This window comes from Actinoplanes sp. NPDC026623 (genome assembly GCF_040638275.1).
Lineage (GTDB): Bacteria > Actinomycetota > Actinomycetes > Mycobacteriales > Micromonosporaceae > Actinoplanes.
In genome coordinates this window covers 1-3713 of the sequence record NZ_JBEZXZ010000163.1, presented here as the reverse complement: position 1 = coordinate 3713, position 3713 = coordinate 1, and the positions used below count along the sequence as shown (strand labels likewise).

The 3713-nt window shown below is 72.8% G+C and carries 6 protein-coding genes and 1 pseudogene; all 7 read right to left on the bottom strand.

The annotated features are described in order from the left end of the window. Window positions 1-103: 103 nt before the first annotated feature. On the bottom strand, window positions 104-1075 hold the full coding sequence (locus tag AB0F10_RS33785) for a pirin family protein (RefSeq protein WP_360634495.1): 972 nt from the start codon (window positions 1073-1075) through the stop codon (window positions 104-106). Between the two features lie 11 nt (window positions 1076-1086). Continuing rightward, window positions 1087-1551: a MarR family transcriptional regulator gene (locus tag AB0F10_RS33780; RefSeq protein ID WP_360634492.1), complete on the bottom strand. Its 465-nt coding sequence runs from the start codon at window positions 1549-1551 to the stop codon at window positions 1087-1089. Between the two features lie 63 nt (window positions 1552-1614). Then, a complete protein-coding gene (locus tag AB0F10_RS33775; protein ID WP_360634489.1) occupies window positions 1615-2220 on the bottom strand; it encodes an HAD-IA family hydrolase in 606 nt (201 codons plus the stop codon). Window positions 2221-2269: 49 nt separating this feature from the next. Beyond that, window positions 2270-2692: a hypothetical protein gene (locus AB0F10_RS33770; RefSeq protein ID WP_360634486.1), complete on the bottom strand. Its 423-nt coding sequence runs from the start codon at window positions 2690-2692 to the stop codon at window positions 2270-2272. Window positions 2693-2761: 69 nt separating this feature from the next. Next, complete coding sequence (locus tag AB0F10_RS33765; protein WP_360634542.1) at window positions 2762-3148, bottom strand: Clp protease N-terminal domain-containing protein; 387 nt, start codon at window positions 3146-3148, stop codon at window positions 2762-2764. Window positions 3149-3190: 42 nt separating this feature from the next. Next, window positions 3191-3382 (bottom strand): annotated as a pseudogene (locus tag AB0F10_RS33760) (Clp protease N-terminal domain-containing protein); the annotation flags it as partial. 1 nt (window position 3383) lies between these two features. Further along, window positions 3384-3620 carry a helix-turn-helix domain-containing protein gene (locus AB0F10_RS33755; protein WP_360634483.1) on the bottom strand — a complete coding sequence of 79 codons (237 nt, stop codon included), beginning with the start codon at window positions 3618-3620 and terminating at the stop codon, window positions 3384-3386. Window positions 3621-3713 lie beyond the last annotated feature (93 nt).

The following is a 3713-nucleotide window of genomic DNA, read 5'->3' as shown; positions in this document are numbered from 1 at the left end:
CCCCGGGGCCCGGCCCCACCCCGCCCCCCCCCGCGGGGCCCCCCCCCGCCTCCCCCACCTCCCCGGGCCGGCCCCCCCCCCCCCCCCCGGCCCCGCGTCGTGCTCAGTCGGTGTGCGGGAGGCGCTCCGCCGGGATGACGCCGAGGCGGCCCTTCTGGTAGTCCTCGAACGCCTGCATGAGCTCCTCGCGGGTGTTCATCACGAACGGGCCGTACTGCGCCACCGGCTCGCGGATCGGCCGGCCGCCCATGATGAACAGCTCCATCGCCGGCACGTTCGAGTCCTGCGTCCGGTTGGCGTTGACCCGGATCGTGTCGCCGGCGCCGTGGGCGGCGAGCTGGCCGAGCTGGATCGGGCGCGCCTCCACGCCGACCGTGCCGCGCCCGGCGAGCACGTAGACCAGGGCGTTGTAGTCGGGCTGCCAGGGCAGGTCGAGCTGGGCGCCCGGCTGCAGCGTGACGTGGGCGAGGTTGATCGGGGTGTGTGTGGAGCCGGGGCCGGCATGCCCCGCGATCTCGCCCGCGATCACCCGGATCAGGCTGCCGCCGTCGGGGGTGGTCAGCAGCGCTGCCTCCCGGCCCCGGATGTCCTGGTATTGCGGGGCGATCATCTTGGCGGCCCGGGGCAGGTTGACCCAGAGCTGCAGGCCGTGGAAGAGCCCGCCGCTGGCCACCAGCTGCTCCGGCGGGGCCTCGATGTGCAGGATGCCGCCGCCCGCGGTCATCCACTGGGTGTCGCCGTTGGTGATCGAGCCGCCGCCACCGTTGGAGTCCTGGTGGTCCATCTGGCCGTCGATCATGTAGGTGACGGTCTCGAAGCCGCGGTGCGGGTGCCACGAGGTGCCCTTGGGCTCGCCCGGCGCGTAGTCGACCTCGCCCATCTGGTCCAGGTGGATGAACGGGTCCAGCTCGTTCGTCGGGACCCCGGCGAAGGCGCGCCGGACGGGGAAGCCCTCGCCTTCGTAGCCCGACGGCGCGGTGGTGAGCCGGTGCACGGGCCGGTAGCTGGTGGTGGCGGCGTCGGGCTGCGGCAGTCGCGGCAGGACCAGGACGTCGTCGACGGTGATCGCGGGCATTTCTCTCTCCCTCAGGCGGTGACCGGCAGCGAGCGCAGTCGCGGACCCAGGCGCCCGAAGACGCGGGTGATGGCGGCGATCTCGGCATCGTCGAGGTCGTCGATGAACGTTTCCCGCACGGTGGCGAGATGCAGCGGCGCGGCGACCGCCAGCGCGGCCAGGCCGGCGTCGGTAAGGACGGCCTCCTGGCCGCGCCCGTCGTCGGAGCAGCTCTGCTTGCGGACCAGGCCACGCTTGACCATCGAGGTGATCTGGTAGGTGCACCGGCTCGGCGAGAAGACCAGCCGGTCGGCGAGCTCACCCATGCGCACCCGGTGGCCGGGCGCCTCGGAGAGCACGACCATGACGTGGAAATCCGACATGCTCAGGCCGGTCGCGGCGCGCAGGTCCTCCTCGAGCCGGGTGTGCAGCGCCCAGCTGCTCTCGACGAAGGCCCGCCAGGCTTGCTGTTGGCTGTCGCTGAGCGGTCGGGTCATGCCACAAACGGTAACTCTTTCAAATCTGAAATACCACCGGTACGGCGGTGGCGGCCGTCACCGTCACGGGTTCAGGAACCGGGCGAGCTGGGCGAGGTCGTCGATGCGCAGGTCGCCGTCGACGCCCTTGAGCGCGGCGACCCGAGCGCCGGCCGCCCGCCCGGCGGCGACGCCGACCTCCGCGTCCTCGACGACCAGGCAGTCCCGCGCCGCGACGCCGAGCAGCTCGGCCGCGCGCAGATAGCCCTCCGGATCCGGCTTGCCGGCCCGGACGTCCTCGACCGTGACCAGCACGGGCGCCTCGATTCCGGCCGCGCCCAGCCGGGCCTTGGCCAGCCGCAGATCGGCGCTGGTCACGACCGCCCACGGCAGCCGCAGGGACGCCAGCAGTTCGTGCGCGCCCCGGGTCGCCACGACGTCGGACAGGTCGTCGTACTGCAGTTCGAGCTGGCGGGCCGCGGCGCTCGCCACGCCGTCATCGGTCAGGCCGGGCAGCATCAGCCGGACGGTGCGCTCGGCCGGCGCGCCGTGTGCGACCGCGAGCGCCGCGTCCGGGTCGGCGCCGAACTCGGCCGCCCAGCCCCGCCAGGCGCGATCGACGGCCGCGTCGGAGTCGACGAGCGTGCCGTCCATGTCGAAGAGCACTGCCGCGATGGTGGTCAGATCCACGTGGTCCTCCAATATCCTCGTCGACCGAGGATATTGCGGCGCCGAACGATCAGACGCGGTAGTAGACCCGCAGCTCGAAGCCGTCCCGGCGGGACCGCCAGCCCAGATCGTCGACGGCCGGCACCTCGGGACGCCCGGCGAGCCAGTTCGCGGCCATCGCGAGCACGTCGGCGGGGGTGCTCCCGGTGAAGACCCGCCGGTGTGCGAGATCGTCGGCGAGGGCCGGGGCGTGCCGCGGGAAGTTCCGCGCGGTCAGCATGGGCTCCGGGCCGGTGACGACGGCGGTGGCACCGACGGCCTTACCGTCGACGACACCCTGCACGAACCAGTCGTTGATCGACTCGTCGTGCTCGACGCTCCACCCGCTGATCGGCCCGAGGTCCGAAGCGATCGCCCGCTTCGCGTTGTCGAGCGCGGCGTCCAGGGTGGGAAGATCGATGTCATCGCCGTTGTACTCCACGCGGTAGTTCATCGTGCCTCCAGTGGTCGCCCAGGTCGGCGGTAATACCCAGGCGACCACCGGATTAGGCATGACGCGCGCTCAGGCCGCCGTGTCGAGCAGCGAGCGGGTCACCTCCACGCGCAACCGGGCGAGGTCCACCTGCGCCTCCGTCAGGATCTGCACGGCCAGGCCCCGCCCCTCGCGCAGGATGCCGAGCAGGATGTGCTCCGGGGCGATGAAGTTGTGCTTCAGGCGGAGCGCCTCGCGCAGGGAGAGCTCCAGGACCTTCTTGGCCCGGGGCGAGAACGGTGTGCGCCCGCCGCCGCGGAGGCGGCCCAGCAGGCCCCGGCGCTTCGGCGGGGCGTTCCGCGGCAGGCGCAGCGCGCCGGGGCCGAAGTTCTCCTCGATGGCCCGGCGGACCGCGTCCAGGTCGATGCCGATCGCCTTGAGGGCCGCGGCGTCCTCCTCGTCCGCCTCCGCCAGCACGTCCGGGTGCGGCCCGGTGCCGGGGCCGACGCGGCGCACGACCTCGGCCCGCAGGTAGGCAGCGTCGACGCCGCGGTCCCGCAGGGCCGGCGCCGAGGCCACCGGGCCCGCCTCGTCCGCCAGCAGCGCCAGCAGCACGTGCTGCGTCCCGAGCGGGGCCTGCTGCAACTCGCGGGCCTCCTCCTGGGCGCGCACCACGACGTTTCGTGCCTCATTGGTGAATCGCTCGAACATCTCAGCCCTCCCGTGGGTCCTGCATCGGCACGCGGCCGGCATGCTTCTTGTGGACGCCCTGGCGGGTCACCTCGAGGGCGTCCGCGATCTCCTGCCAGGACCAGCCCTTGCGGCGGGCGTTGGCCACCTGGAGATTCTCGAGGCCCTCCAGGAGGCGGCGCAGCGTCACCACCGCGCGCAGGCCGACCCGGGGATCGGCGCTGCCCGCGGCCGCTGCGAGATCGGTTGCTTCTGTCATGCTGTCAACATAGGTTGACAATGCCGGTCTGTCAACTCCGGTTGACAGGCCGGTCCTTGGACACGAAGAAGGCGCCGGACTCCAGTCCGGCGC